Below are 25,312 nucleotides of genomic sequence, written 5' to 3' on the forward strand. Positions count from 1 at the left end.
AGAGGCGCTCTCGCCTCGGCGTCCGCGACGGCGAAGATGGCGATGCGCTCAGTAGAACTCCTTCGTCGACATGACGTTCTGGAGCGGGTCACCGTCGAGCAGGCGGGTCGCGTTCGCCGCGAAGAGCTCGGCGATACGCCGGGGCTCCTGCACCGAGAGCGCGGCAGTGTGCGGGCTCAGCAGCACGCTCGGGTGCTCCCACAGCCGCGACTCGGCCGGCAGCGGCTCAACCGCGGTGACGTCGAGTGCGGCGAAACCGATGCGGCCGGTGTCGAGGGCGTCGAGCAGGGCGTCCTCATCAACGACGGTGCCGCGCCCTACGTTGACGAGGATCGTGTCGCTGCGGACCGCGCCGAACACATCGGCACCGAGCAGGCCGGTGGTGTGCTCCGTGCCCGGCAGCGTCGCGATGATCGCATCCACCTGGCCGGCCGCTTCGACGAGCTGGTCGATCGGCACGAGGCGGTCAACATGCTTCACTGGCTCGCCCGACCGCGTGGTGCCCCAGACGGTCGCACCGAACGCCGAGAAGCGCTCGGCGACGACGGCGCCGATGCCGCCGAGCCCGACAACGAGCACGGTCATCTCGCCGACGTGCCGCATGAGGCGACGGCTCTCGCCCCACGTGCGCGCTGCCTGGTCGGCCTCGAGCTGGCGCAGGCCCTTGGCGCCTGCGAGTACGCCGAAGACCGCCCACTCGGCGAGCGTCGACGCGTGCATGCCAGCGCTGGTCGTGACGACGACGCGCTCAAGCTCGTCGTCGGTAAGCCTGGCCGCGCGCACCTGACCGCCGCCGCCTGCGGCAGTGGTGTGCAGCCACTGCAGCCGGGGGTTCGCACGCACCGTGCGGGCGAGCGCGGCGGGGCTGACATCGGGCAGACCGAAGAGCGCATCTGCCTCATCAAGCATCGCCTCGAATGCTTCCTGTTGCTCGGGGGTACGCTGCCACTCGGGATCCCCCTCCCAGTCTCCCGTCCAGCGCCACGGCCGGGTCAGGGAGGGATCGCGGAGCAGCTTGACGCGTGGCTCGAGCTCGCAGATGCGGTCGGCGCTCGCGTCGTCGATGCTCACGGCGACCGCGACCTTCAGTGTGGATCCGGGCATGGGTGTCTCCTTCGTGCTCAGGGTTATTGATGTGTGTGCGCGGTGCGCGGTCAGCGCAGCGGTGTCTCGAGCCGCAGCCCGCCGACGACGACCGAGACCGTCGATCCCGCAGCGACCTCGTGGCTCGAGTGCGGCGCGCCCGCCATGATGACGTCGCCGGGCCCCAGCCGGAGCCATCGGGCGACGTAGGCGATCGACTCCCGGACCGGGACGGGCATCTCCTGCGCGGAGGAGTCGCAGACAACTTCGCCGTCGACCTCGAGCCGCAGGACGAGGTCATCGATCGACGCCTCGGTGTTGATCCAGGGTCCGAGCGGCGTCGAGCCGTCGCCGCCCTTGGACTCAAAGTTGCGCACGTCGAGAGCGGCCCGGTCGGGGTAGGAGAGGTCATTCACGGCGGTGACGCCGAGCACGAACTCGTGTGCGTTCGCCTCAGTCACGAGCCCGTCTCCGGGGTCTCCGGTGTCGCGGCCGATGACCACCGCGATCTCGGCCTCCGCGACGACCCTGCCGGCCTCGCGGCGCACCCGCACGGTGGTGCCGTGCGGCACGACGCCGCGCGGGCTCTTGAGCCACGCCTGCACGGGCAGGGGTGGCTCCGGCTCTGCGCCGCGGTTCTGCGCGATGCCGACGAGTACGGTCGGCAGGGCCGGGGCAAGGAGCGTCGCGTCGCATCCGTCCACGCGCTCCCCCGTGTCTGCGGCGCCGGTGCCCGCTGCAAACGCCGCGTACGGGTCCTCGATCGGCACCCAGGCGTCACCGTCGGCGCGGGCATGCAGCTCGCGGCCGTCGACGGCGATTCGCGCTATCCGCATCAATGCGCCGCCGCCGCGAGCGTAGCGGCACTGCCAGCGCCGCCGGCGTGGTCGACACGGTCGGCGCCCTCGTCGGTCGAGAGGCGCAAGGCGTCCTCGAGCCGCATCAGGTCGCGGCCACGCGTCTCAGGCACGAGGAAGGTCGACGCGGTGGAGATAAGCGCGAGAGTCGCCATGTAGATCGCGGGCAGGAGCCAGTTGCCGTCCGACGTCGCGAGCAGGTAGGCGCCCAGCACACCCGCGAGCCCGCCGCCCAGCACTGCCGAGATCTCGCGCGCCATCGCGACGCCCAGGTAGCGGTGCCGGTTGCCGAACATCTCCGGGAGCATCGCACACTGCGGGCCGAGCATGGTATTCACGGCGATGCCGATGCCGAGCGCGATGACGATCACCACCGTCACCGGGTCGCCCATCGACAGCAGCCACCAGGCGGGGAACGCGTAGAGCAGCATGAACACGGCGCCGAAGCGGTACACCGCGCGGCGGCCGAAGCGGTCCGAGAGGTGTCCGGCGAGCGGGATCGTGCCCATGCCAATGAGCGAGCCGATCGTGACGCCCCAGGTCGCCACGCCGCGGTCGACCGGGTTGGCGATGAACGTGCCGGCGACGAAGGCGAGTGCCAGGTTCTGGAACATGTAGGAGCCGCCGTTCTCCGCCATTCGGAGCCCGATGCCGACGACGACGCCCGGGAAGCCCTTCGTGAAGATGTCGCGGATCGGGGTCTCGGCCACCTGCTCCTGCTTTTCGAGCTCGACGAACGTCGGCGTCTCGCGCAGGCGCATCCGAATGAAGAGCGCGACGAGGATGAGCACGAAGGACATCAGGAACGGCACGCGCCAGGCCCAGCCGAGGAAGACGTCCTCCGGCAACGAGGAAAGGAACGTGAAGACGACGGCGGCCAGCAGGGTGCCAAGCTGGATGCCGATGAAGGGCAGCGACGAGAAGAAGCCGCGGCTCCGCACAGGCGAGTACTCCGCCATAAGCACGGTTGCGCCAGCCTGCTCGGCGCCGGCACCGAAGCCCTGGGCGAGGCGCAGCACCGTCAGCAGCACAGGAGCCCAGATGCCGATCTGATCGTACGTCGGCAGCAGCCCGATGAGAGTCGTCGCACCACCCATGAGCAGGATCGTGACGACCAGCACCTGCTTACGGCCGATGCGGTCGCCGATCCTCCCAAAGAAGAGGCCGCCGAGTGGCCGGGCGGCGAAGCCGACGCCGAACGAGGCAAAGGCCGCGACCACGCCCATCGCGGGGTCAAGGTTACTGAAGAACAGAGTATTGAAGATGAGCGCGGACGACAGTCCGTAGAGGGCGAAGTCGAAGTACTCGAGCGCGCTCCCGACACCCGAAGCGAGCGTCGCCCGGCGAAGGTTGGCGGCGTATTCCGGGTCATCGGTGTTCGCGGGGCGTTGTTGCCCCGGATCCTGCTCGGTGGTGGTCTCAGTCACGGTCTATCTCCTTCGACAGTCGTGCAAGGCGTCATTGCACCGCCGAGCGTACCAAAGGGTTGAACACTGTTCAACACTTTGGACACATTGCCGTGACTAGGACGAGGCTGCACCACGGAGCGGGTTGGTCAGCGCTGCGACCGCTTCCCGCAGCGCGGCGCCGACCTCCGCGATGCGCGCGTCGTCCGCGTGCTCGGCCGGCAGCGCGACCCCCATCGCGAGGGGCGGATCGGCGGGCGCCCACGGGTCGAGCGCGACCGCGACGCCGGTGATGTCGCCGAACGAGCCTCCCCGGTCAACCGCGAAGCCCTGTTCCCGTGCCTCGCGCAGCAGTGGCAGCAGCTCGTCGACCGTCGTAATGCTCGTGGCTGTGAGGCGTGGGAAGGGCTCGGCGGGTGCGAGCAGCTTGCGCACCTCGCCGTCGTCGAGGCCCGCGAGCAGTGCGACGCCGGTGGCGCTGAGCGGTGCCGGCAGCCGCGAGCCGAGCGGCGTGCCGAGGCGGTAGGGCGAGCGGCCCTCGTGGCGCGCGAGGTAGAGTGCGTCCACGCCGTCGAGCATGGCGATCTGCACGACCTCTCGGCGCAGCCCGGGCGAGGCCGCCACTACGCGGTAGAACTCGCGCACCTGGTTGAACTGCTGCGCGAACGCACCGCCGAGCTCCGCCGTGCGGCGACCGAGCCGGTAGCCCCCGGCGTCGCGCTCGACCATAGCGCCCTCCTCCAGCGCCGCGCACAGGTTCGCGGTGGAGGACTTCGCGATGCCGAGCGCCCGTGCGATGTCACTGAGGGTCATCGGCACACCCCCCGCGTCAGCGAGCAAGGCGAGGATGCGCAGCGCTCGTGAGACCGCGGGAGCGGGATCACGTTCCTTGCGTTCCGTCGTTTCCGAGGATGTTGTTGCTTCCTGTTCAGCCATGGTCCACTCCTTTGGGGTCGAGGTATCGACGCCAACTGTAGAGTGGATCCATCCTGATGAACACCGTCCGACACGCTGTCCGATCTGCGCGCGTCCGACGTATATTGAGCGCATGGGTAACGAAATTTCAGACACACTCGACGCCACCGCACGGGCCGACGCGATCGGCGTCATCGGACTCGGCGCGATGGGTGCACCCATGGTGCTCCGGCTGCTGAAAGGGCACGGACCGGTGTTCATCACCGGCCGCTCCGCCAGGCCCGCGCTCGTCGACGCCGGCGCGGTGTGGACCGAGACGCCGCGGGAGCTCGCTGCACAAGCCGGCGCCGTGCTCTCTATGCTGCCCGACCTGGCTGAGCTCGAGCAGGCACTCAATGGACCCGATGGCCTGCTCGGGGGCCTCGGTGACAGCGAGTTGCTGCTGCTCATCGGCTCGACTTCCTCGGCACCAGAGGTGCGCGCGCTCGCCGGGCGCCTCGCAGCCCAGACGCAGGGCCGCGTTCGAGTGGTCGACTGCCCGGTCTCGGGCGGCGTGGACGGCGCCGAAGCCGGATCACTCTCCATCATGCTCGGCGGCGGGGCGGAGGACGCCGCGCGCGCCGCTACGCTGCTCGCGCCGTGCGGACGGCCCGTCCACCTCGGTCCGCTCGGCGCGGGGGAGGTCGCCAAGGCGTGCAACCAGCTCGTCGTAGCGGCGACGATCACCGCACTCGGCGAGGCGACAGTCCTCGCCGACCGCTCGGGGCTGGACCTCGACGCGCTCTGGGCGCTGCTCGGCGGCGGCTACGCGGGGTCGAACCTGCTCGAGAGCCGACAAGACAAGCTCGTGCGCGGCGACGACTCACCCTCCGGGATCGCGCGCTACATGATCAAGGACCTCGGCTTCGCGGCGGACATCGCCGAGGCGACCGGCACGAGCCCTGCGCTGCTGCCGGCGCTGCGCGACTTCTTCGACGAGATCGACGAGCGGGGCTACGGCGAGCGAGACATCAGCGTGACCCGCCGCGTCGTCGCAGAGCGTTAGGCCGGTTGCCGCTGCAGCCCTCACCGGTGTCCCTCTGTCCGGCCTGGAACACCGGGGCATAGGGTGGAGCGCAACAGCGATCAGCCTGCCGGAAGGAAATCAGTTATGGAAATGCGCCTGCTGGGTAGCAGCGGAGCCGTGGTGAGCAACTATGCCCTGGGCACGATGACGTTCGGAAATGAAACGGATGAACGGACCTCGCACCGGATACTGGAGGACTATCTGGACGCCGGCGGCAATTTCATTGACACGGCGGATATCTACAACTCCGGCGCATCGGAGGAAATCGTAGGCAAGTGGCTGCACTCCAACCAGGCGGCCCGGGACACGGTGGTCCTGGCCACCAAGGGCCGTTTTTCCACCGGGGAGAGCCCAAACGACGCCGGCAATTCCCGCCGTCATCTCCGCCGGGCGCTGGAGGGCTCGCTCCGGCGGCTGGGTGTGGACCACATCGACCTCTATCAGCTGCATTCGTGGGACCCGCTGACCCCGCTGGAGGAAACGCTGGGCTTCCTGTCTGATGCCGTTTCCGCCGGATTGATCAGCTACTACGGCTTTTCCAACTTCACCGGCTGGCAGCTCACCAAAGCGGTCTGGCTGGCCAGACTCCATAACCGGCCGCTGCCGGTGACGCTGCAGCCGCAGTACAACCTGCTGGAACGGGAGATTGAATCTGAGATTGTGCCCGCAGCGCTCGACGCCGGGCTGGGCCTGCTGCCCTGGTCCCCGCTTGCCGGCGGCTGGCTCACGGGTAAGTACCACCGGGAAACCGTCCCGTCCGGCAATACCAGAGTGGGCGAAAACCCGGCCCGACAGTTCCAGGGCTGGGACCTGCGCAGCAGCAACCCGCAGACCTGGCACGTCCTGGAGGCGCTGCAGCAAATCGCCTCCGCCCACGGCGCGGCTCCGGCGCAGGTGGCACTGGCCTGGCTCGCCGGGCGCCCGGGGGTCACCTCGGTCATCCTGGGTGCCCGCACCCCTGAGCAGCTGGAAGGAAACCTCCAGGCAGCGGAGCTGGAGCTGACGACGGCGGAACTGCAGTACCTGGATGAGGTCAGCGCCCCCTCGGTGGGGAATTACCCCTATGGCCGGGACGGACTCACCCAGCGTTCACGCCGGCTGGGTTAGAAGTCTTCGGGACGCAGGTTCTGCGCCCATTTGCTGATCTCTGCCTCGTCCGGAAGTGTCTGGGGGTCGCTCCGCTTGCCCGCCTCCTTGGGCGTGCCCGGGGCAGACGGATCCTTTCCGGCGTTCTCCGGCGAGGCAGAGTCGGCTCCGGTGCTTCCGGCGTCTTTACCCTCGCCCCCCGCGGCACTCCCGGCGTCCCGCCCGGAATTCACGGACCCGGCAGCGGTGCTGCCGGACTCGCTGGCGGTGTCCGGGGTGTCGGTTCCGGCGGCGTCTGCCGCTGACCTTCCGACGCCGGAAGTGCCGGCGGACGGAGCCTGCGTTGACGGATCTTCCGCAGCCGGAGTCCCAGCCGCCGGGTCCGGCCGTTGGGCCGGCTTGATGTACGGCACCGGATGCGAGGCCAGCGACGCTACGGCGGCACTGGCTGCGCGCAGGCCGCAGCCGGTCAGCTGGGCGTAAACCTGGATGGCACGGATGGGCTGCCCCTGCGCAATGGCGGCATAGACCTGGCGGTGGCCGGCTTCATCGAGGCGGGCCACTGCCTCACGGGAGGCTTCCGGCGATGCGCCGGCGGGAGCGCGCCCGGCGGCCTTGGCACGCTGGGCCTGGGTTGGCGCAGCCTTGGGTGTGGCCGGACGTCCCGCACGGCGGCGCTGCGCGCGGCCCACCAGGAAGTTCACAAGCACGATGGCGGCAACGAACAGGATAATGACCACAAACTCCATACCTTGATCCTAGCTTTTCCGGCGCCGGGGTTCGCCCGGCCACTGTATATTGGCGGCCAAGGCCCAGCCACGCCGGATATCCCGGCCCATCAGCGAAGGATGCCATGACACCGGATTCCGCCCTGCGTTCCCTCCACGTCAAAATCAACGGACCGGTGGCAGAGGTCCAGCTCCTTGGACCATCCAAGGGCAATGCGATGGGACCGGACTTCTGGACGGAACTTCCTGCCGTCTTCGCGGACCTGGGCGCCGACGATGAGGTCCGCGCCGTCGTGCTCTACGGCTCCGGCGGCAATTTCAGTTACGGGCTCGACCTTCCCGCCATGGAACCGGTCTTCCGTCCGCTGCTGGAATCCAGCGGCACCGACGCCCGGCTGCGCAGCAATTTCCGGCAGAACATCAAGGAACTGCAGGACGCGGTCAGCTCCGTGGCCCGGTGCGGTAAACCCGTGATTGCTGCGGTGGATGGCTGGTGCATCGGCGGCGGCGTGGACCTGATCGCAGCTGCGGATCTGCGGATCGCCTCTCCGGTCGCCAAGTTCAGCGTCCGGGAGGTCAAGGTGGGAATTGTGGCAGACCTCGGATCGCTGCAGCGGCTGCCGGCAATCATCGGAGCCGGGGCCACCCGGCATCTGGCTCTGACGGGCGAGGATTTCGCCGCCCCGCGCGCCCTGGAACTGGGTCTGGTCACCGAACTGGCGGACGACGTCGTTGCCCGCGGCCGCGAACTCGCCGCCATGATTGCCGCGAATCCGCCGCTGGTGGTGCAGGGCGTGAAGCAGGTCCTGGACCACGGGAGTGAGGCCGCCGTGCAGGCCGGGTTGGACTACGTCCAGGTCTGGAACACGGCCTTCCTGCCAAGCCGCGACTTTGCCGAGGCAGCGCAGGCGTTCGCGGAGCGGCGGCCCGCCTCCTTCACCGGGGACTGACGCGGGCGTTGACGGCCAGCTGAAACATCCGACCATTAGGATGGGAGCATGGCAGTCACGGACGAAGCAATCACCAAGATCAAGGACATGCTCATCTCGGGTGAGCTCAAAGCAGGTGACCGCCTCCCCCCGGAGAAGGACCTCAGCGAGCGCCTGGGTCTGTCCCGCAGCTCCATGCGGGAAGCGGTCAAGGCCCTGGAGCTGATCCGGGTCCTGGACGTCCGCCGCGGTGACGGCACCTACGTGACCAGCCTCGAACCGCAGCTGCTGACCGAGGCCATGTCCTTCGTCGTGGACCTGCACCAGGACACCTCGGTCCTGGAACTGCTCGAAGTCCGCCGCATCCTGGAGCCGGGTTCCGCAGCCCTGGCGGCCCAGCGGATCACCGGGGACCAGCTCGCCGAGTTGACCGCCACCCTGGACACCGTGCACGAGGACACATCGGTGGAAGACCTGGTGGCGCACGACCTCGCGTTCCACAGCCTGATCGCCAAAGCGTCGGGCAACGCCTACCTGGAGAGCCTGCTCGACGGGCTCTCCAGCAGCACGGTCCGTGCCCGGGTCTGGCGCGGCCTGACCCAGGACAGAGCAGTGTCCGCGACGCTCGCAGAACACACCGCCATTGCAGCGGCCCTGGCCAGATCAGACGCAGATCTGGCCAGGGCCCTGATGACGGTGCATGTCAGCGGAGTGGAAAACTGGCTGCGCCAGGCGCTTTAGCCGGTGTTTTAGCCGGCGACCCGCCGTCGGCCGTTAGCGCGCTGCGGGTTCCAGCACGGCTGCTTCGGTATCCCGCCGGACGATCCGGCGGTGCAGGCCCCAGACTCCGCCCACGGTGACAACGGCAATCACCGCGTAGAAGGCTGCCACGCCCCACGGACCCACGGAAGTGAGCACGAACTGGGCGATCAGCGGTGTGGAGCCGCCGATCAGGGAGGCGCACAGTCCGTTGGCCAGGGCCACGCCGGTGTACCGGACATTGGCCGGGAACGCCGAGGTCAGGAAGCTGGCCAGCATTGCATAGTAGGCAGTGCCGCCCAGGGTGGCCACGCCGAGGACGACGGCGATCAGCACCGCATTGGTGGACATAATGGCCAGGAACATCGGCACGATCACGAGCAGGTTCAGCACCAGGCCGCCGATCATAACGCGGACCGCGCCGATCCGCTCTGCCAGCAGGGCCGCCAGCGGCTGCCAGATGAACTGGAGCACGGCCATGATCAGCAGGACATTCAGGACGGTCTGCCGCGGCATGCCCAGTTCGCTTGTGGTCCAGGAGAGCAGGAAGGTGTTGTTGAAGAACGCGACGGCGATGCCCAGCACCGAGGCCGCGACACCGAGCCAGACGAACGCGGGGGCTTTGCGGAAGACCTCCACAATGGGAACCTTCACGACTTCCTGCTGCGCCTTGGCCTCCATGAAGTCCTGGGACTCTTCGACCTTCAGCCGGATCAGCAGGCCAACCAGCACCAGAACGGCGGAGAACAGGAACGGAATGCGCCAGCCCCAGGACAGGAAGGCGTCATCCGGCAGTCCGCCGACCACCAGGAACATCAGGGTCGCGAGGATGGAACCGGCGGGTGAGCCCTGCTGGACCCAGGCTCCGGCCAGGCCCTTCTTCTTGGCGCTCGCGCTCTCGGTGGCCATGAGCGCGGCGCCTGCCCATTCCCCGCCGACCGCCAGGCCCTGGCAGGCCCGGAGAATCACGAGCAGCACGGGAGCTGCGACGCCAATGGTGGCGTAGCCGGGAAGCACGCCGATCAGCGTAGTGGCCGTACCCATCAGGAACAGCGTGGCGACCAGGGTGTTCTTCCGGCCGAATTTATCCCCGAGGTGGCCAAAGAAAGCGCCGCCAAGCGGGCGGGCCAGGAAGCCGACCCAGAAGGTCGCGAAGGAGGCGAGGATGCCGACGGCGGGGGTGGCGTCGGGAAAGAACACCTTGCCGAAGACCAGGGCGGCGGCCGTGCCGAAGATGAAGAAGTCGTACCACTCGATGGCGGTGCCCACGAAGGCTCCTGCGGTGGCGCGGTTTTGGCGGCGTTTCTGATCTGCCGGCGTCGCTGTACTCATAAATGCTCCAAGGGGATAGCGCGTGGGGGAACGCGGGACGAGCTGTTGAATTCCTTCACTGTGATGCCGGACGCATATGCATGTCCAATGCCAATCCGGGCGTCCCATCATGCCTTTAGGGCATACTTGCCTCGTGAATCTACGCCGTCTTGAGTACTTCCTTGCCGTTGTTGACGCCGGCACCGTAACTGCAGCCGCCGAGCGTCTGCACATTGCCCAGCCGGCCCTTAGCCGTCAGATTAAGACGCTGGAACGTGAGCTGAAACTGACATTGTTTGAGCCAAAGGCCAACCGGCTGTCCCTCACGCAGGCCGGCCGGGCATTTGTACCTGCCGCCCGGCGCATGATGGTGGAGGCCCGCGGAGTGCAGGAGACTGCCGCAGCGCTCCGCACCGGCAAGGTGGCAAGCCTGGTGGTTGCGGCGACGGGGGCCTCCGTCCATGGATTCATTGCGCCTTTTGTGGCCACCACAGGCCCGGAGGATCCGCTCCTGATCACCCGTGAGACCAGCCACTTCAGCATTCCGGAAGCGCTGCTGCTGGGGGCCGACTTCGCCATCTCCCCCGCTCCGCCCAGCTCGGGCCTGGCCACCATGTCGCTGGGCAGCGTGGCTGTGCAGGCGTATGTGTCCGCGGACCACCGGTGGGCACGGCAGGGCATTGATGCGCTGCCGCTGGCAGAGCTCTGCGCGGAACATGCCATCCTTCCCTCACACGGCAGTGCCAGCCGCCACCTGCTCGATGACGCCCTGAACCTGGAGCACCTGGCATTCGCCGAGGTCTCGGAATGCGACGACGGACAGACCATCCTGGCCCTGGCCGCCGCCGGCCACGGCATGGGTATCACCACCGACCGTCCCCGTTTTGGTGCGCATGGTCTGCGGATCCTGACCCGCCGGGCCGGCACAGGTCAGGAACCCGATGTGCTGCAGCTGCCGCTGCATGCAACCTGGACTCCCGGCCACTTCGCGGAGGCCACCATTCGCTCCATCTCGGCCTCGATCCGCACCTTCCTGGAGAACGAGGAACGCGGACTCTAAAGTTATATGCCCAAAAGGTATAGTTCCTGAACCGCTTACGCATTAGACGGCATGGAACGCCGCGCGGATACTGAGAGAGGTCGGTCTCACAGATTCGGAGAAGTTCATGCAGTTCGACGCCCTTTACACCAATGGAACCTTCTACACCCAGGATCCCTCCCGCCCCACCGCCGGGAGTGTGGGAGTCCACCGCGGCCGAATCATCAGCCTCGACGACGAACTGCCCGCCACGGCGTTCCGGGAAACAGTTGATCTGCACGGCGCCGCTGTGGTTCCCGGATTCAACGACGCCCACTGCCACCTCAGCCATATCGGCGACGCCACCCTGCAGGTGGATCTGCGCCCTGCCGCGGTGCGTTCGATGGCGGAGTTGCTGGCGGCGGTAGACGCCTTCGCGGCAGCCGCACCCGCGGGAAGCTGGGTCCTGGGCCAGGGCTACGACCAGAATTACCTGGGCGAGCACCCCACCGCCGAGCAGCTCGACGCCGTCAGCCACGGCCATCCCGTCTACCTCATCCACAACTCCCGGCATATGGGTGTGGCCAACACCCGGGCCTTTGAACTGGCCGGATTTCCGGAAAGGCGCAGCGTCCCCGTCCCCGACGGCGGTGCTGTGCCGGCTGACGCCGACGGCCGGGCCCTGGGCCTGCTGCAGGAAACTGCCCGGGCCCTGGTTATGGACCACATTCCCGCGAATACCGCCGAGGACGTCGCCGCCAGGGTGGTTGCCGGATCACAGGCCGTCCTGAAACTGGGCATCACCTCCGTCACCGAACCGGGCATCGGCGCCCCGGACCACATCGGCATGTCCCGCTTTGACCTCGCGGGCTTCCAGCTGGCGGCCGACCGTGGCGAGCTGGGCGTCCGCGCCACGGTGATGCCCTATCTGACCACCCTGCACCGCATCGGTGACGCGGAGTTTGCCGGGCATCCGCTCTACAGCCTGGATCTCGGGCTGCGCAGCGGCCTGGGCGATGACTTCCTGCGCATCGGTCCGGCCAAGGTACTTTCCGACGGATCGCTGATTGGCCGCAGTGCCTTTATGTGCTGCGATTACGCGGCAGATCTGGCTGCCGGCGAACAGAACCGCGGGCTTCTGCAGTTCCCCGAACCAGATCTGCGGGAACGGCTGATCGGGGCGCACCTGGCCGGGTGGCAGCTGGCCGTACATGCTATTGGCGATGCCGCGCTGGACGTGGCCATGGACATCCTCGCCGACGCCCAGAAGCTGCTCCCCCGCCCCGATGCCCGGCACCGGCTGGAACACGTTTCCGTGGCCAGCGACAGCCAGATCGCCCGCATCGCCGAGCTCGGCCTGATCCCGGTTCCGCAGGGCCGGTTCATTCACGAACTGGGCGACGGCGCTGCCCGCGCCATGGGAGAGGACCGGGCAAACCTCACCTACCGGGTCAAGGCATTCCTCGACGCCGGCATCGACATTCCGGCCAGCACGGATGCCCCGGTCGTAGACGCAGACCCGATTCTGAACATCGCGTCCCTGGTGAACCGCACCACGGCCTCAGGCGCGGAGTTTGTACCCGAAGAACGGATCACTGTCGCCCAGGCGGTGCGCGCCTACACCGTGGGCAGCGCCCGGGCGGTGCATCAGGAACAGGACAAGGGAACGCTGGCGCACGGCCAGCTGGCCGACTTCGTGGCCCTGTCCGAAGACCTCTACAGGGTGCCGGCCCGTGAAATCAGCTCGGTCCAGGTAACCGCAACGGTCGTCGGCGGCCAGCTCGCCGCCGGGTCCCTCTGACCTCCTCCTTCCCCCTCCCCCTTCCCCCCTCCCCCCAGCCATCGTGAGTCCCCTGCCAGGGACCGTAAATCCACCAGGAGCACTGCCATGAACAAACCCAGACACGCCGGCCAGGCGATCGTCGATTCCCTTGCCCTGCACGGTGTGCAGCGTGTTTTCTCCGTCCCGGGCGAAAGCTATCTGGCAGTCCTGGACGGACTGCATGGCAGCAACATCGAGAACGTGGTCACCCGACATGAAGGCGGCGCAGCCTACATGGCGGAAGCCCACGGTAAATTCACCGGGCAACCCGGCGTCGCCATGGTCACCCGCGGCCCAGGCGCGGCCAACGCTTTTGTGGCCATTCACAGCGCCTGGCAGGACGGCACACCCATGGTGCTGTTTGTCGGGCTCGTCCCGACCGCCGACCGGATGCGGGAGTCCTTCCAGGAGTTCGATCCGGCTGCCTGGTTCGGCACCCAGACCAAGCGGGTATTTGTGCTCGATGAGGCGGACCGCGCCTCCGAAATCGTGGCCGAAGCCTTTTTCGCCGCTGCATCCGGCCGCCCCGGGCCCGTCGTCATCGGCCTGCCCGAAGACATCATCACGCACGAGTTCACCGGCGCCCTCTACCCGCCGATCCCCGTGGCCGACGGCGCTGTGTCCAGCCAGGAGCTGGCGGACATCCGCTCGGCGCTGACTGCCGCGGAGCGTCCGCTGCTGTTCGTCGGGGGTCAGCGCTGGACGCCGGAATCCGCGGCACAGGTGACGGCGTTTGCCGAGCGTAACGGCATCCCGGTGCTTCAGGACTGGCATGCTGACGACCGCATCCCCGCTAATTCGCCGGTCAACGCCGGCTCACTGGGGTACGGCCGGCAGGAGACTGCGGCGCGGATGTTCAACGACGCCGACGTCCTGCTCGCCATCGGGGCGGTTCCCTCCGATGTGCCAACCGATGGCTTCACCCTGCGCCAGCATCCCAACGCCGTGAACATTCTCGTTAACATCGACACGTCCCTGCGCGGCCGTTCCGGTGCCGTGTCCAGGCACGTGGTGGCGTCCCCTGCCGCCTTCGCCGACGCCGTTGCCGGGCTGGACCTGGGCAGGTCGGCAGCGTGGGACACCTGGCGGGCTGCGGGCCGGGAAGCGCAGGAACAGCTGGCCGCGCTGCCGGACCCCGCTTCACTGCCCGTCACGGCCGAGGGAACAGCCCACATGTCAGTGGTGATGGCGGAGCTGGCCAGGCACCTCCCGGAGGACGTGGTGCGCACCATGGGGGCGGGCAACCACTGCGCCTGGGCGCAGTCCTACATCCCCACCAACGTTTTTCCCGCCCAGCTGAGCACGCGCAACGGTTCCATGGGCTACTCCATTCCCTCGGCCGTCGCCGCCTCCCTGGCTGCCCCCGAGCGCCTGGTCGTGGCCGTCTGCGGCGACGGTGAGTTCCTCATGAACGGCCAGGAAATGGCTACCGCCGTGCAGTACCGCGCCCCGCTGCTCGCCGTCGTTATGGACAACGGCCAGTTCGGCACCATCCGGGCGCATCAGGAGCAGCACTTCCCCGGCCGGGTTTCCGGCACCGCGCTGACCAACCCGGATTTCGCCGCTTTCGCCGAGGCCTTCGGCGGCCACGGCGAGAGGATCACCAGTGATGAGCAGGCAGCGGCTGCCGTTGAACGCGCGGTCAAGGCTGTCGTCGTCGACCGCCGGCCGGCCGTCATCCATGTGGTGACCGACCCGCAAATCATGCTGCCCTGAGCCTTCCCATCAAAAGGAGATCCCTATGAGTACCTACGCCGTTACCAACCCCGCCACCGGCGAGGTCCTGGCCACCTACCCCACCGCCACAGACACCGAAGTCCGGGACGGCATCAGCCGCGCCGACGCCGCTTTCACCAAGTGGAGCCGGGCTGGCGTGGAACAGCGGTCCGCCCTGCTGAACCGGGTCGCGGACCTCTACGAGGAGCGCCGGAGCGAACTGGCCGCCATCATCACCCGGGAAATGGGAAAACCCATCTTCCAGGCCGGCATCGAAGTCGACATCGCCGCGTCCATCTACCGCTACTACGCAGAACACGGACCCGCCTTCCTGGCAGACGAGACCCTGGACGTGGCCGCCGGCGGCACCGCCGTCGTCCGCAAACAGGGTCTGGGCGCCCTCCTGGGCATCATGCCCTGGAACTACCCCTACTATCAGGTGGCCCGCTTCGCCGCACCGAACCTCATGAACGGCAACACCATCCTGCTCAAGCACGCCCCGCAGTGCCCCGAATCCGCACTGGCCATGGAGGCCATCTTCGCCGACGCCGGCGCACCCGACGGCGCCTACGTGAACCTGTTTGCCACAAATGAACAGATCACTGACGTGATCGCTGACCCCCGGGTGCACGGCGTTTCCCTCACCGGATCCGAACGCGCCGGTTCCGCCGTGGCGGAGACCGCCGGCCGGCACCTGAAGAAGGTGGTCCTGGAACTGGGCGGATCCGATCCGTTCATCCTCCTGGACACCGAGGACATGGATGAGGCGGTGGGCCGGGCCCTCTTCGGCCGCATGGTCAACGGCGGGCAGGCCTGCAACGCCTCCAAACGCTTCATTGTCCTGGCGGACATCTACGACGAGTTCGTGGAAAAGTTCACGGCCGCCATGGCCGGGATCATGCCCGCGGACCCGACCGATGAAACAACCTTCCTGGGCCCGCTGTCCTCGCAGGCCGCTGCCGACGGACTGGAGCGCCAGATTCAAAGCGCTGCCGCCGCCGGAGCTGTCGTCCGCACCGGCGGGACCAAGACCGCCAAGGACTCCGCCTATTTCCTGCCCACCGTGCTCACCGGCGTGACCCCGGAGATGGAGGTCTTCCGGCAGGAACTGTTCGGCCCGGTCGCCATGGTCTTCAAAGCACAGGACACGGAAGAGGCAGCTGCCCTGGCAAACGCCACACCCTTCGGACTGGGTGCCTCCATCCACACCGCCAACGAGGAGCTCGCCCTGCAGCTGGCAGAGGAGATTGACGCCGGCATGGTCTTCATCAACGAAGCCGGCGGCACCTCAGCGGAGCTGCCGTTCGGCGGGATCAAACGCTCCGGCATCGGCCGGGAACTGGGCAAGTACGGCATGGACGAGTTCGTGAACCGGAAACTCATCCGCATCAAGAAATAGGGTGCACGCAGGAATGCCCCGCCGGCGGTTTCGCGGGCGGGGCATTCCTGTTCGTTTACCTCTATTCGTAGAGGTTCGGTTTGATTTCGTCTGAATCGATGTTCTCGGCGTCGTACCAGAAGAAGCCGGTGTCGATCACCTTCTCCACGCTTTCACCCTTGGAAGCGGCGACTGCCGCCTTGACCGTCTCATAGCCGATTCCCACCGGGTTCTGCGTGACGGCGCCAGCCATGGTGCCGTCCTTGATTGCATCGATCTGCGCCTTGCCGGAGTCGAAGCCGACAATGGTCAGCTTGCCCTTGAGGTTCAGCTCCTTGACGGCGTTGACGACGCCGATGGCCGAGCCTTCGTTGGTTCCGTACATGCCGGCCAGGTCGGGATGGGCGGCAATGATCGCCTTGGCGGCGTCCGTGGACTTCAGCTGGTCGCCGTCGCCGTACTGGACGTCCACCACTTCAATGTCCGGAGCGTTCTCCTCGATCCATTCCAGGAAACCATCCCGCCGGTCGGTGCCGGACTTTGAGGTCTGGTCGTGGGCGATTACGGCGATCTTTCCCTTGCCGCCAATCAGATCGGCCAGCTGCCTGGCGGCCTCGGCGGCGGCTGCCTTGTTGTCGGTGGTGGCGGTGGCCACCGGGATATCGCTGTCCACGCCGGAGTCAAAGGCCACCACGGGAATGTCTTTGGACTTGGCTTCCTCCAGCAGCGGCGTGGCCGCCTGGCTGTCCAGGGCTGCGAAGCCGATGGCGGAGGGATTCTTGCCCAGCGCGGTGGTCAGCATCTGGATCTGCTGGTCCACGTTGGTTTCCTTGTCCGGCCCCTCGAAGGTGATTTCGACGCCGAATTCCTCCGCGGCCTGGTCCGCGCCCTGCTTGACGGCCTGCCAGAACTGATGCTGGAAACCCTTGGACACAATGGCAATGTATGGGGTTCCGCCGTCGGAATCCGCACTGCTTTCGGTACTTTCACATGCCGTCATGGTGAGCATCAGCGCTGCCGCGGCGGTGACTGCCGCAAGCTTTTTCCGGATCATCTCTCAAACTCCTTTGTTAAAGATAAAGAACAGTTGCAGAACGGTGGATGGTGCTGGGATACGGGCCCCTGGAGAGCCCTGGCCGCGGTGGGCTACGAGGTGTTCTCCTTCCGGCGCAGCATGTCCAGGTAGACGGCAATCAGGATGACGACGCCGATCGCCACGTTCTGCCATTCCTGGGGAACCGAGATCACCCGGAGCCCGTTGGTCATCACGGACATGATCAGCGCGCCGATGACGGTGCCGATGATGGAGCCCTTGCCGCCCACCAGCGAGGTTCCGCCGATGACGACGGCCGCGATGGCCTGCAGCTCGTACCCCATGCCCTGGCCCGGTTGGGCCGAGTTGAGCCGAGCCGCGATGATGACGCCGGCCAGGCCGGTGAAGGATCCGGCGAGGGTGTAGATGAGCAGCTTCCATTTGCGCACGTTGATCCCGGAGAGCGCTGTGGCTTCCTCATTGCTGCCGATGGAAAACGTGTACCGGCCAATCAGGGTGCGGCTGAGCACGATCCCGGCGACGACGGCGGCGGCGAAGAAAATGAACACCGCGTTCGGCACCACCAGCCCGGGAATCGGTTTGCCTAAGGCCAGGGCACTGAAGCCGGGAGTGTCGTTAAAGTAGATCGGCTTGGTCCCCGAGATCACGAGCGCCAGGCCCTGGGCCACCATCATCATCGCCAGGGTGGCGATGAAGGGCGGAATTTTCAGGTAGGAGACGAAGAATCCGTTGACTGCTCCCATGAGGGCGCCGGCCAGGATTCCGCCGAGCACACCGAAGATCAGCGGCATTCCCAGGTTCGTCAGCACCACACCGGTCATCACCGAGCACAGGCTCATCCCGGTACCGACGGAGAGGTCGATTCCACCGGTCACGATGACGAATGTGGCGCCCAGCGCCAGCAACCCGATGACCACGGTGGAGAGCAGGATGTCCGAGAGGTTCGTGGGCTGCAGGAACCGCGGATTCAGGATGCCGAAGAGGATCACCAGGACTATGAGGGAGCCGAACGCCATCAGCTGCTGCAGGGAGGTCTGGAACCGGACGCGCAGGCCCGGGCTGCTGACTGCCAGGGCGCTGCGGATTCTTCCGGGGCCTCCCGGCTGCGGCTGCGGATTCCCCGCAGGAGCCGCTGGTGCTTTGTTTACCGTGCTCATGCTGCTGGGGCTCCTTTGCCTCGTGTGGCCAGTTCCATGATGTTTTCCTGCGTTGCCGCCGAGTTTTCGAGGACACCGGTAATCCGGCCTTCGCTCATGACCGCTATCCGGTGGGACATGCGCAGGACCTCGGGCAGTTCAGAGGAGATCATGATGATTGATTTCCCCGCGGCGGCAAGATCATTCAGGAGGGCATAGATTTCGTCCTTCGCGCCCACGTCGATCCCCCGGGTCGGTTCGTCGAAAATGAGGATGTCGCAGTCGCGGAAGAGCCATTTGGCAATCACCACTTTCTGCTGGTTTCCACCGGAGAGGTTCTTGGCGCTCTGCCGGATTCCCGGCGTTTTGATCCGCAGCTGCTGCACAGACGCCATGGCCTGGTCCCGGATGGCCTTAGGCTTCACGAATCCGGCCGTGCTCAGTTTGGGCAGCGACGTCACCACGATGTTCTCGGCGACGCTGCGTTCGAGCATCAGGCCCAGGTGCTTGCGGTCCTCGGAGAGGTAGCCGATGCCCAGCGCCGCGGCTGCTGCCGGCGTCGGGATCTTCACTGCGTGCCCGCGCAGCTGGATGGTTCCGGCGGTGATCCGGTCGGCGCCGACGACGGCCCGGGCAACTTCGGTGCGTCCGGCCCCCATCAGTCCGGCGAACCCCAGGATTTCGCCGGGGTGCAGGTCAAAGCTGACATCGTCCAGCAGGGTCTTGGTGCTGAGCCCGCGGACGCTGAGCAGCGGCTCTCCGCTGACCCGGGTTTCTGCGGGACGCTGGTCGGTTTTCACCTGCCGCCCCACCATCAGGGAGATGACTTCCCGCATGGTGGTGGCGGCGGTATCCACGGTGTCCACGTACTCGCCGTCGCGGATCACCGTGATCCGCCCGGAAATCGCCTTGAGCTCATCCATCCGGTGGGAGATGTAGATGACACCGGTTTCCGCGGTGGTGAACTGGCGGATGAGCCCATGCAGTGCTGCCACCTCCGCATCGTTGAGTGCCGCCGTCGGCTCGTCCATAATCAGGACGCGGACCGATTCCCAGGAGAGGGCCTTGGCGATTTCCACCATCTGCTGCCGGGCGACGGTCAGACCTCCGACAGGCTGCCGCGGGTCCAGGTCAATGCCGATCCGGTCGAAGAGCTCCTGTGCCTTCCGGTTCAGTGCACGCTCGTTGAGGAAGGGACCCGTGCGCGGTTCGCGTCCAATGAAGATGTTCTGGGCCACGGTCAGGTCCCGCATCAGGTGGAATTCCTGGTGGATGATGCTGATGCCCAGCTGCTGCGCCTGGCGGGGGCTGGTCACGGAGATCTGCTCCCCGTTGAGCGTGAACCTTCCGGCGTCCGGTGTTTCGATGCCGGAGAGCAGCTTCATGAGCGTGGACTTGCCTGCGCCATTCTCCCCCACCAGCGCCAGGACCTCGTTGTGGCGCAGATTGAGGTGCATACCGTCCAGCGCCTGAACACCCGGAAAGGCCTTGCTGATCCCCTGCACTTCCAGGAGGTACTCACTCATGGCTGCCTGCTTTCATTTTCATGCACTGATTCCCGCCGGATTTCCGCCGCCGGCAGCCGGTAGATCCGGGCAGCGTTGCCGCCCATCACTGCTGCGTTTTCGGCTGGGGACAGCTCTGCGGCCAAAGCCTCGATCACGTTCAGTGTTTCGCCGTACCGGTCCGGGCCGCTGACCGGCCAATCCCCGCCATAAAGCAGCCGTTCCGGGCCAAAAGCGTCCAGGGCAATTTCCCACGTCCGGCGCAGCTGAGCAGTGGTGTAGCCGGCGCCGGGAGTGCGCAGTCCCGAAACCTTGGCGGTGACGTTGGGAAGTTCCGCGGCCTGCCTCAGCTGCCGTTCCCAGCGGGCCTCCGGCTCCGCCCCGGCCCCGCGGGGCGGTTTCCCCAGATGGTCGACGACGATCCGCAGCCCGGGCAGGGCGGCTGCCAGCTCCGCAGCCTGGTCCAGGTGCCCGGGAAAGGCATCCGGAACATCGAAGGTAAACCCGGCCTCGGCGACCAGGGAGAGCGAGTCCCGGACGGGGGGAAGCTGGAGGAAGTCCGGGCGCGGATCGTCGTGAATCAGGTGCCGGACGCCCACCAAGGCTGGGTCCTGACTCCAGGCTGCAAGCTGTTCCGCCGCGGCGGCGGGGACATCCAGCTGGATCCAGCCGACCACTCCCCGCACGAAGCTGTGTCGGGCAGCCACCGTGAGCAGGTAACCGGTGTCGCGGAGGCTGTCCTCGGCCTGCACCAGCACGGCTCCGTCGATTCCGGCGGCCTCCAGCAGCTGTGCTGCCTCGGCCGGGAGGAAGTTCCGGTGGAGTTCCGTCTCGGCCCGTTCCAGCCAGCCGTACCCTCCGGCGGAAAGGTCCCAAAGATGCAGATGCGCATCGATGCGCGGGGTGGCAGGGGTGTGCCGGGCGGCTTGGGTGGCTGCCAGGGTCCCGCTCTCAGGAGCCATGCGGAATCAGCTCCTCAGTGGCCAGCGCCGTCCACAGCTCTTCGGGGACCTGCGCCTGGATGCGGGCCGCGTTCTGCTCGGCCTGGGCCGCGCTGGAGGCTCCGGCGACGACGGCGGCCACGGCCGGGTGCCGCAGGCTGAAGTGCACTGCGGCCGTCGGCAGGTCGGTGCCGAAGCGCTCGCAGATACCGGCGATCCGCGCGGCCTTGGCCTGGATATCCGCGGATGCAGGGGCGTACTTGTAGTGTGCCCGCGCCGGAACCTGGGGCTGGGCGAGGATTCCGGTGGCGTAGACGCCTACGTTAATGACTTGGACACCCTTGGCCAGGCAAGCCGGAAGCAGTTCGTGCGCGGCAGGCTGGTCCAGCAGCGTGTAGCAGCCGGAGAGCATGATGTAGTCCAGTTCCGCAGCTTCAACGCAGGCCAGCAGGGTTTCAGCGGAGTTTGCACCGACGCCGACCGCGTCCACTGTTCCTTCGGACCGAAGCTTCTCCAGCACCGGAAGACCCTGTTCGATTCCGGCCGCCAGGTCGTAGGCATCCGGGTCGTGCAGGTAGACGATGTCCGCCCGTTCCAGACCCAGGCGGGTCAGTGATTCCTCCAGTGACCGGCGGATGCCCGCTTCGCTGGGATCCCACTGCCGCTTGAGCGTGGCGGGAACGGCGAAGCCTTCGTCATCGGTGTCACCGTCGGAATAGTCCGGGTTCTCCACCAGCAGGCGGCCCACCTTGGTGGAGACCAGGAAACCGTCCCGCGGGCGGTCAGCCAGGAACCGGCCCAGCCGCCGTTCGGACAGGCCCAGACCGTAGTGAGGCGCGGTGTCGAAGTACCGGCTGCCGCCGTCCCAGGCAGCCTGCAGGGTTCCGGCGGCATCGGCGCCGGACATTTCCCGGTAAAGGTTGCCGATGCTGGCACAGCCAAGCCCGATCGGGCCCACCTCCGGGGCGGTCATGGCAGCTCCCACACCGGGTTGATACCCCGGTCGGTACCGGAGTAATCGTCCTGCACGTCCAGCAGTTCCGCCATCCGGGCCTGCCAGGGCAGGTTGGCAGGGTGGGTGGCGAGGAACCGGCGCATGGCTGCGTAGTCATTAGCTTCCACCACATGGAAGAGGTCCAGTCCGCTGCGCCAGATCCGCCAGCTGGAAACCCCTGCCTCGCGCAGGGCGGTGTCCAGGTTCGCCGGGATCCGGGCGTGCACGGCGTCGTACTCCGCTTCCCGCCCCGGCTTCAGCCGGGTGTGCAGTGCGATGCGTTCCATGTCAGTGCGCCATCTCCGGTTCGATTCCGGCGGCCCAGGCCGGTCCGTCCGGAAAAGCGTACGTTTGCAGCGTCGCCGCGAGCATCTGGGACCCGCCGCCGGGAGCAAGCGGGGCCCAGTACCGACCTTGGCGGACATCGACGGGCGTCACAAAGTGCTCATGAAGGTGGTCCACAAATTCAATGACCCGGTCTTCCTTCTCGCCGGAGACGGCCACAAAGTCGAACATGGACAGGTGCTGCACCGCTTCGCAGAGCCCGACTCCGCCGGCATGCGGACACACCGGAACGCCGAATTTCGCGGCCAGGAGCAGGATGGCAACGTTCTCATTGACCCCGGCCACGCGGGCGGCGTCGATCTGCAGGACCTGCAGCGATCCGGCCTGCAGCATCTGCTTGAAAACCACCCGGTTGGCCACATGCTCCCCGGTGGCCACCCGGACTGGCGCGATGGCCCGGGCAATCGCTGCGTGGCCCAGGACATCGTCCGGGCTGGTGGGTTCTTCCACCCAGGCCAGATCAAAAGGGGCCAGCTGCCGAATCCATTCGACGGCGGTGTCCACATCCCAGCGCTGGTTCGCGTCCACAGCGATCCGGACATCTGGTCCCACGGTTGCCCGGGCAGCGCGGAGCCGGCGGATGTCGTCGTCCAGGTCCGCGCCGACCTTGAGCTTGATCTGCCCGAAGCCGTCCTGGACGGCTTCGCCGGAAAGCCGGATCAGCCGTTCATCCGAATACCCCAGCCAGCCCGGAGTAGTGGTGTAGCCCGGATATCCCTCGGCCAGGAGCATGATTTCCCGCTCCTGCCGGCCGGGCACCGCGCGTTGCAGGATGTCCAGGGCTTCCGCCGGGGTCAGGGCATCGCTGAGATAGCGGAAATCCACCAGGGCCACAATTTCCTCCGGGCTCATCCGTGCCAGGAGCTGCCACAGGGGAAGGCCCGCCCGCTTGGCCTTGAGGTCCCAGAGGGCGTTGACCACGGCACCGATGGCCATGTGCATTACGCCTTTTTCAGGCCCAAGCCAGCGCAGCTGGGAGTCATGGACCATCATCTTCCAGGTCCCACCCATATCCGCGAGCAGTTCCTCGCAGTTCTTCCCCAGCAGGTGGCCGGCCAGCGCCTGGATCGCAGCAGCCTCCACCTCGTTTCCACGTCCGATAGTGAACACAAAGCCGTGGCCCTCGATCCCGTCGGGGCTGTCGGTGCGGATCACCAAGTAGGCAGCGGAATAGTCGGGATCGGGGTTCATTGCATCCGATCCGTCCAGCTCCACGGAGGTCGGAAAGCGGACGTCGCTGGTCTCGACGGCGGTAATGGTGCTCACGTTCGGCTCTCCCGTGTTCGGTGATGGCTGGTTGACGCTTCACCGACAGTAAACATCGGATGTCTATGTTGTCAATCACTGTTTTTCCCGTAGACTCTGGACCCAGAACCCCAGATAGTTCGGATGTTCACTCCCTTTGGTGCCGTTGAATTCGGCGGCATTTGGAGCTCCGGATCGGAAACGAGGCAAGGACAGAACAATGAAGTTTGTACGGTTAGGTCCCGCCGGCAGTGAGCGCCCCGCCGTCGTGGCGGCTGACTCCCGCGGCATCGAACGGACTTACGGCCTGGACCCGCTGACTGCGGACATCGACGGCCCGTTCCTCGCCTCCGGCGGAGTGGAAGCCACCCGCCGCGCGCTGGCTGAAGGTACGCTTCCGGAGCTAACGGATGCGGGAAACCTGCGGATCGGGGCCCCGATCGTCCGGCCCGGCTCCATCATCTGCATCGGCATGAACTACGCCGCCCACGCCGCCGAGTCCGGTGCCGAGCCGCCGCGTATCCCCGTGGTCTTCCTCAAGCCGGCCAACACCATCGCCGGCCCGTACGATCCTGCTCCCATTCCCCCGGGCGCCCTGAAATACGACTGGGAGGTTGAGCTGGGAATCATCATCGGCAGCCCTGCCGTATACCTCGCTTCTCCAAAGGACGCCGCCGGAGTAATTGCCGGATACGTGGTGGCCAACGATCTCTCTGAGCGTGCCTACCAAATTCCCGGCGAAGCCGGTCAGTGGACCAAGGGCAAATCCCTGCCGGCCTCCACCCCGGTGGGTCCGTGGCTGGTACCAGCCGATGAGCTGGACCCGGCGGCCCTGGGCATCCGCAGCCGGGTCAACGGCCAGGTGCGGCAGGATTCCAAAACATCGGACATGCTCTTCGACCCTGCCTTCCTGGTCCACCATGTAAGCCAGTACATGCTGCTGGAGCCGGGCGATCTGATCCTGACCGGAACTCCGGAGGGCGTGGCGCTGTCCGGACGGTTTCCCTATCTGGCGGCCGGTGACCTGGCAGAACTGGAAATCGACGGCCTGGGAACCCAGCGGCAGGAGTTTTTCGCTGCCGTCCCGGGTTACAACCCACAGACAGGGGAAGCGCTATGAGCACGGAGATGTCCGGACTGGCCGCCATCGTCACGGGAGGAGCCTCCGGGCTCGGGGCAGCGATCGCCGGCCGGCTGGCCGACCTCGGGGCCAAGGTCGCCGTACTGGACCTCAATCCGCCGGCGCCGGGGAGCAGCCCGCATCTGGGGATCCGCTGCGATGTCAGCGACGACCCCTCGGTGCGCGCCGCCGTCGCGCAGGCCGCGGAAGCGTTCGGCGGGCTGGACGTGGTGATCAACAACGCGGGGATCGGAGCGCAGGGCACGATCGAGACCAACACCGATGAAGAATGGAACCGGGTCTGGGACGTGAATGTTATGGGCATGGTGCGGGTGTCCCGGGCCGCGCTGCCCTGGTTGCGGCGTTCCTCCGCGGCGGCGATCGTGAATACGTCCTCGATCGCTGCGACGGCAGGGCTGCCGGCGCGGGCACTCTACAGTGCAACCAAGGGCGCAGTGCTGTCCCTGACACTGGCTATGGCGGCCGACCACCTGCGTGAAGGCATCCGCGTCAACGCGGTCAATCCGGGTACCGCCGATACCCCGTGGGTTGGCCGGTTGTTGGATGCCGCCGACGATCCAGCGGCGGAGCGGGCAGCCCTGAATGCCCGTCAGCCGCACGGCCGGCTGGTCTCAGCCGACGAGGTGGCCGGGGCGGTCGCTTACCTCGCGAGCCCGCTTTCGGGCTCAACGGCGGGAATCTCGCTGGCAGTCGACGGCGGAATGCATGGACTGCGGCTGCGTCCCCTGCCCGAGCCGGATCCGGTGGCCACTGAGACGGGCACAGCCCCGGAGGCGAACGCAGCCGTTTAAGCCGCCGGTCCATCCAGAGCAGTGGGCCCCGCCCATTCGACCGACTGGGTGCTAATCCCGGCCGGTCAGGCCACACAGGCCGCCTG

Annotated in this window: 23 protein-coding genes; 10 read left to right on the top strand and 13 right to left on the bottom strand. The window is 67.0% G+C overall.

The window, feature by feature from the left end:
- Positions 1–48: 48 nt before the first annotated feature.
- The 4 genes from H9639_RS13045 to H9639_RS13060 all read right to left on the bottom strand — a co-directional run bounded on the left by H9639_RS13045 (position 49) and on the right by H9639_RS13060 (position 4,282).
- Positions 49–1,104 carry a D-2-hydroxyacid dehydrogenase gene (locus tag H9639_RS13045; protein ID WP_191808514.1) on the bottom strand — a complete coding sequence of 352 codons (1,056 nt, stop codon included), beginning with the start codon at positions 1,102–1,104 and terminating at the stop codon, positions 49–51.
- A 50-nt stretch (positions 1,105–1,154) separates the two neighbouring features.
- On the bottom strand, positions 1,155–1,919 hold the full coding sequence (locus H9639_RS13050; RefSeq protein ID WP_191808515.1) for a fumarylacetoacetate hydrolase family protein: 765 nt from the start codon (positions 1,917–1,919) through the stop codon (positions 1,155–1,157).
- The gene (locus H9639_RS13055; RefSeq protein ID WP_191808516.1) at positions 1,919–3,367 is read right to left on the bottom strand and encodes an MFS transporter; all 1,449 of its coding nucleotides are present in this window, start codon (positions 3,365–3,367) and stop codon (positions 1,919–1,921) included. The genes H9639_RS13050 and H9639_RS13055 overlap by 1 nt, the downstream gene beginning before the upstream one ends.
- Before the next feature lie 96 nt (positions 3,368–3,463).
- A complete protein-coding gene (locus H9639_RS13060; RefSeq protein ID WP_191808517.1) occupies positions 3,464–4,282 on the bottom strand; it encodes an IclR family transcriptional regulator in 819 nt (272 codons plus the stop codon).
- A gap of 112 nt (positions 4,283–4,394) precedes the next feature.
- Here H9639_RS13060 and H9639_RS13065 point away from each other — a divergent pair, with 112 nt between their 5' ends.
- Together H9639_RS13065 and H9639_RS13070 are read left to right on the top strand one after the other, a co-directional pair.
- Positions 4,395–5,306: an NAD(P)-dependent oxidoreductase gene (locus H9639_RS13065; RefSeq protein ID WP_191808518.1), complete on the top strand. Its 912-nt coding sequence runs from the start codon at positions 4,395–4,397 to the stop codon at positions 5,304–5,306.
- Positions 5,307–5,411: 105 nt separating this feature from the next.
- Complete coding sequence (locus tag H9639_RS13070; protein WP_191808519.1) at positions 5,412–6,434, top strand: aldo/keto reductase; 1,023 nt, start codon at positions 5,412–5,414, stop codon at positions 6,432–6,434.
- On the opposite strand, the gene H9639_RS13075 is transcribed toward H9639_RS13070, so the two are convergent.
- Positions 6,431–7,162 carry a hypothetical protein gene (locus H9639_RS13075; protein ID WP_191808520.1) on the bottom strand — a complete coding sequence of 244 codons (732 nt, stop codon included), beginning with the start codon at positions 7,160–7,162 and terminating at the stop codon, positions 6,431–6,433. The two genes, H9639_RS13070 and H9639_RS13075, sit on opposite strands and share 4 nt — an antisense overlap.
- A gap of 104 nt (positions 7,163–7,266) precedes the next feature.
- Between H9639_RS13075 and H9639_RS13080 the strand changes: the two genes are divergently transcribed.
- Both H9639_RS13080 and H9639_RS13085 read left to right on the top strand, forming a co-directional pair.
- Positions 7,267–8,091, top strand: a complete 825-nt coding sequence (locus H9639_RS13080; RefSeq protein ID WP_191808521.1) for a crotonase/enoyl-CoA hydratase family protein — start codon at positions 7,267–7,269, stop codon at positions 8,089–8,091.
- A gap of 48 nt (positions 8,092–8,139) precedes the next feature.
- On the top strand, positions 8,140–8,811 hold the full coding sequence (locus tag H9639_RS13085) for a FadR/GntR family transcriptional regulator (protein WP_191808522.1): 672 nt from the start codon (positions 8,140–8,142) through the stop codon (positions 8,809–8,811).
- A 33-nt stretch (positions 8,812–8,844) separates the two neighbouring features.
- Here H9639_RS13085 and H9639_RS13090 read toward each other — a convergent pair whose 3' ends face one another.
- Positions 8,845–10,161 (bottom strand): MFS transporter, encoded by a 1,317-nt coding sequence (locus H9639_RS13090; RefSeq protein ID WP_191808523.1) that lies wholly within the window; start codon positions 10,159–10,161, stop codon positions 8,845–8,847.
- A 133-nt stretch (positions 10,162–10,294) separates the two neighbouring features.
- On the opposite strand from H9639_RS13090, the gene H9639_RS13095 reads away from it, so the two are divergent.
- The 4 genes from H9639_RS13095 to H9639_RS13110 all read left to right on the top strand — a co-directional run bounded on the left by H9639_RS13095 (position 10,295) and on the right by H9639_RS13110 (position 16,095).
- A complete protein-coding gene (locus H9639_RS13095) occupies positions 10,295–11,200 on the top strand; it encodes a LysR family transcriptional regulator (protein ID WP_191808524.1) in 906 nt (301 codons plus the stop codon).
- Between the two features lie 106 nt (positions 11,201–11,306).
- Positions 11,307–12,959, top strand: coding sequence for an amidohydrolase (locus H9639_RS13100; protein WP_191808525.1), 1,653 nt, complete (start codon positions 11,307–11,309; stop codon positions 12,957–12,959).
- A gap of 87 nt (positions 12,960–13,046) precedes the next feature.
- A complete protein-coding gene (locus tag H9639_RS13105) occupies positions 13,047–14,696 on the top strand; it encodes a thiamine pyrophosphate-dependent enzyme (protein ID WP_191808526.1) in 1,650 nt (549 codons plus the stop codon).
- A gap of 25 nt (positions 14,697–14,721) precedes the next feature.
- On the top strand, positions 14,722–16,095 hold the full coding sequence (locus tag H9639_RS13110; protein ID WP_191808527.1) for an NAD-dependent succinate-semialdehyde dehydrogenase: 1,374 nt from the start codon (positions 14,722–14,724) through the stop codon (positions 16,093–16,095).
- 61 nt (positions 16,096–16,156) lie between these two features.
- Here the strand turns inward: H9639_RS13110 and H9639_RS13115 are convergent, their stop codons facing one another.
- The 7 genes from H9639_RS13115 to H9639_RS13145 all read right to left on the bottom strand — a co-directional run bounded on the left by H9639_RS13115 (position 16,157) and on the right by H9639_RS13145 (position 23,315).
- Entirely contained in the window at positions 16,157–17,128 is a 972-nt protein-coding gene (locus H9639_RS13115; protein WP_191808528.1) for an ABC transporter substrate-binding protein, read from the bottom strand.
- A gap of 92 nt (positions 17,129–17,220) precedes the next feature.
- Positions 17,221–18,285: an ABC transporter permease gene (locus H9639_RS13120; protein WP_191808529.1), complete on the bottom strand. Its 1,065-nt coding sequence runs from the start codon at positions 18,283–18,285 to the stop codon at positions 17,221–17,223.
- Positions 18,282–19,790: a sugar ABC transporter ATP-binding protein gene (locus H9639_RS13125; RefSeq protein ID WP_191808530.1), complete on the bottom strand. Its 1,509-nt coding sequence runs from the start codon at positions 19,788–19,790 to the stop codon at positions 18,282–18,284. The genes H9639_RS13120 and H9639_RS13125 overlap by 4 nt, the downstream gene beginning before the upstream one ends.
- Positions 19,787–20,731 (bottom strand): amidohydrolase family protein, encoded by a 945-nt coding sequence (locus H9639_RS13130; RefSeq protein ID WP_191808531.1) that lies wholly within the window; start codon positions 20,729–20,731, stop codon positions 19,787–19,789. Before H9639_RS13130 ends, H9639_RS13125 begins: the two co-directional genes overlap by 4 nt.
- On the bottom strand, positions 20,721–21,683 hold the full coding sequence (locus tag H9639_RS13135) for an aldo/keto reductase (RefSeq protein ID WP_191808532.1): 963 nt from the start codon (positions 21,681–21,683) through the stop codon (positions 20,721–20,723). Before H9639_RS13135 ends, H9639_RS13130 begins: the two co-directional genes overlap by 11 nt.
- Complete coding sequence (locus H9639_RS13140) at positions 21,680–21,991, bottom strand: L-rhamnose mutarotase (protein WP_191808533.1); 312 nt, start codon at positions 21,989–21,991, stop codon at positions 21,680–21,682. The genes H9639_RS13135 and H9639_RS13140 overlap by 4 nt, the downstream gene beginning before the upstream one ends.
- 1 nt (position 21,992) lies before the next feature.
- Positions 21,993–23,315, bottom strand: a complete 1,323-nt coding sequence (locus tag H9639_RS13145) for an enolase C-terminal domain-like protein (RefSeq protein WP_191808534.1) — start codon at positions 23,313–23,315, stop codon at positions 21,993–21,995.
- 199 nt (positions 23,316–23,514) lie between these two features.
- Here H9639_RS13145 and H9639_RS13150 point away from each other — a divergent pair, with 199 nt between their 5' ends.
- Together H9639_RS13150 and H9639_RS13155 are read left to right on the top strand one after the other, a co-directional pair.
- Complete coding sequence (locus H9639_RS13150; protein WP_191808535.1) at positions 23,515–24,414, top strand: fumarylacetoacetate hydrolase family protein; 900 nt, start codon at positions 23,515–23,517, stop codon at positions 24,412–24,414.
- Positions 24,411–25,226: an SDR family NAD(P)-dependent oxidoreductase gene (locus H9639_RS13155; RefSeq protein WP_191808536.1), complete on the top strand. Its 816-nt coding sequence runs from the start codon at positions 24,411–24,413 to the stop codon at positions 25,224–25,226. Before H9639_RS13150 ends, H9639_RS13155 begins: the two co-directional genes overlap by 4 nt.
- The last annotated feature ends 86 nt before the right edge of the window (positions 25,227–25,312 follow it).

The organism is Arthrobacter gallicola, from assembly GCF_014836775.1.
Taxonomy (GTDB): domain Bacteria; phylum Actinomycetota; class Actinomycetes; order Actinomycetales; family Micrococcaceae; genus Arthrobacter_B; species Arthrobacter_B gallicola.

What these genes read in the sequence shown, in the direction of transcription:
- H9639_RS13155 (WP_191808536.1), top strand. Translation starts at nt 24,411, where the DNA reads ATGAGCACGGAGATGTCCGGACTGGCCGCCATCGTCACGGGAGGAGCC.
- H9639_RS13090 (WP_191808523.1), bottom strand. Translation starts at nt 10,161, where the DNA reads ATGAGTACAGCGACGCCGGCAGATCAGAAACGCCGCCAAAACCGCGCC.
- H9639_RS13100 (WP_191808525.1), top strand. Translation starts at nt 11,307, where the DNA reads ATGCAGTTCGACGCCCTTTACACCAATGGAACCTTCTACACCCAGGAT.
- H9639_RS13125 (WP_191808530.1), bottom strand. Translation starts at nt 19,790, where the DNA reads ATGAGTGAGTACCTCCTGGAAGTGCAGGGGATCAGCAAGGCCTTTCCG.
- H9639_RS13115 (WP_191808528.1), bottom strand. Translation starts at nt 17,128, where the DNA reads ATGATCCGGAAAAAGCTTGCGGCAGTCACCGCCGCGGCAGCGCTGATG.
- H9639_RS13075 (WP_191808520.1), bottom strand. Translation starts at nt 7,162, where the DNA reads ATGGAGTTTGTGGTCATTATCCTGTTCGTTGCCGCCATCGTGCTTGTG.
- H9639_RS13140 (WP_191808533.1), bottom strand. Translation starts at nt 21,991, where the DNA reads ATGGAACGCATCGCACTGCACACCCGGCTGAAGCCGGGGCGGGAAGCG.
- H9639_RS13135 (WP_191808532.1), bottom strand. Translation starts at nt 21,683, where the DNA reads ATGACCGCCCCGGAGGTGGGCCCGATCGGGCTTGGCTGTGCCAGCATC.
- H9639_RS13065 (WP_191808518.1), top strand. Translation starts at nt 4,395, where the DNA reads ATGGGTAACGAAATTTCAGACACACTCGACGCCACCGCACGGGCCGAC.
- H9639_RS13110 (WP_191808527.1), top strand. Translation starts at nt 14,722, where the DNA reads ATGAGTACCTACGCCGTTACCAACCCCGCCACCGGCGAGGTCCTGGCC.
- H9639_RS13060 (WP_191808517.1), bottom strand. Translation starts at nt 4,282, where the DNA reads ATGGCTGAACAGGAAGCAACAACATCCTCGGAAACGACGGAACGCAAG.
- H9639_RS13150 (WP_191808535.1), top strand. Translation starts at nt 23,515, where the DNA reads ATGAAGTTTGTACGGTTAGGTCCCGCCGGCAGTGAGCGCCCCGCCGTC.
- H9639_RS13045 (WP_191808514.1), bottom strand. Translation starts at nt 1,104, where the DNA reads ATGCCCGGATCCACACTGAAGGTCGCGGTCGCCGTGAGCATCGACGAC.
- H9639_RS13105 (WP_191808526.1), top strand. Translation starts at nt 13,047, where the DNA reads ATGAACAAACCCAGACACGCCGGCCAGGCGATCGTCGATTCCCTTGCC.
- H9639_RS13080 (WP_191808521.1), top strand. Translation starts at nt 7,267, where the DNA reads ATGACACCGGATTCCGCCCTGCGTTCCCTCCACGTCAAAATCAACGGA.
- H9639_RS13130 (WP_191808531.1), bottom strand. Translation starts at nt 20,731, where the DNA reads ATGGCTCCTGAGAGCGGGACCCTGGCAGCCACCCAAGCCGCCCGGCAC.
- H9639_RS13085 (WP_191808522.1), top strand. Translation starts at nt 8,140, where the DNA reads ATGGCAGTCACGGACGAAGCAATCACCAAGATCAAGGACATGCTCATC.
- H9639_RS13070 (WP_191808519.1), top strand. Translation starts at nt 5,412, where the DNA reads ATGGAAATGCGCCTGCTGGGTAGCAGCGGAGCCGTGGTGAGCAACTAT.
- H9639_RS13120 (WP_191808529.1), bottom strand. Translation starts at nt 18,285, where the DNA reads ATGAGCACGGTAAACAAAGCACCAGCGGCTCCTGCGGGGAATCCGCAG.
- H9639_RS13050 (WP_191808515.1), bottom strand. Translation starts at nt 1,919, where the DNA reads ATGCGGATAGCGCGAATCGCCGTCGACGGCCGCGAGCTGCATGCCCGC.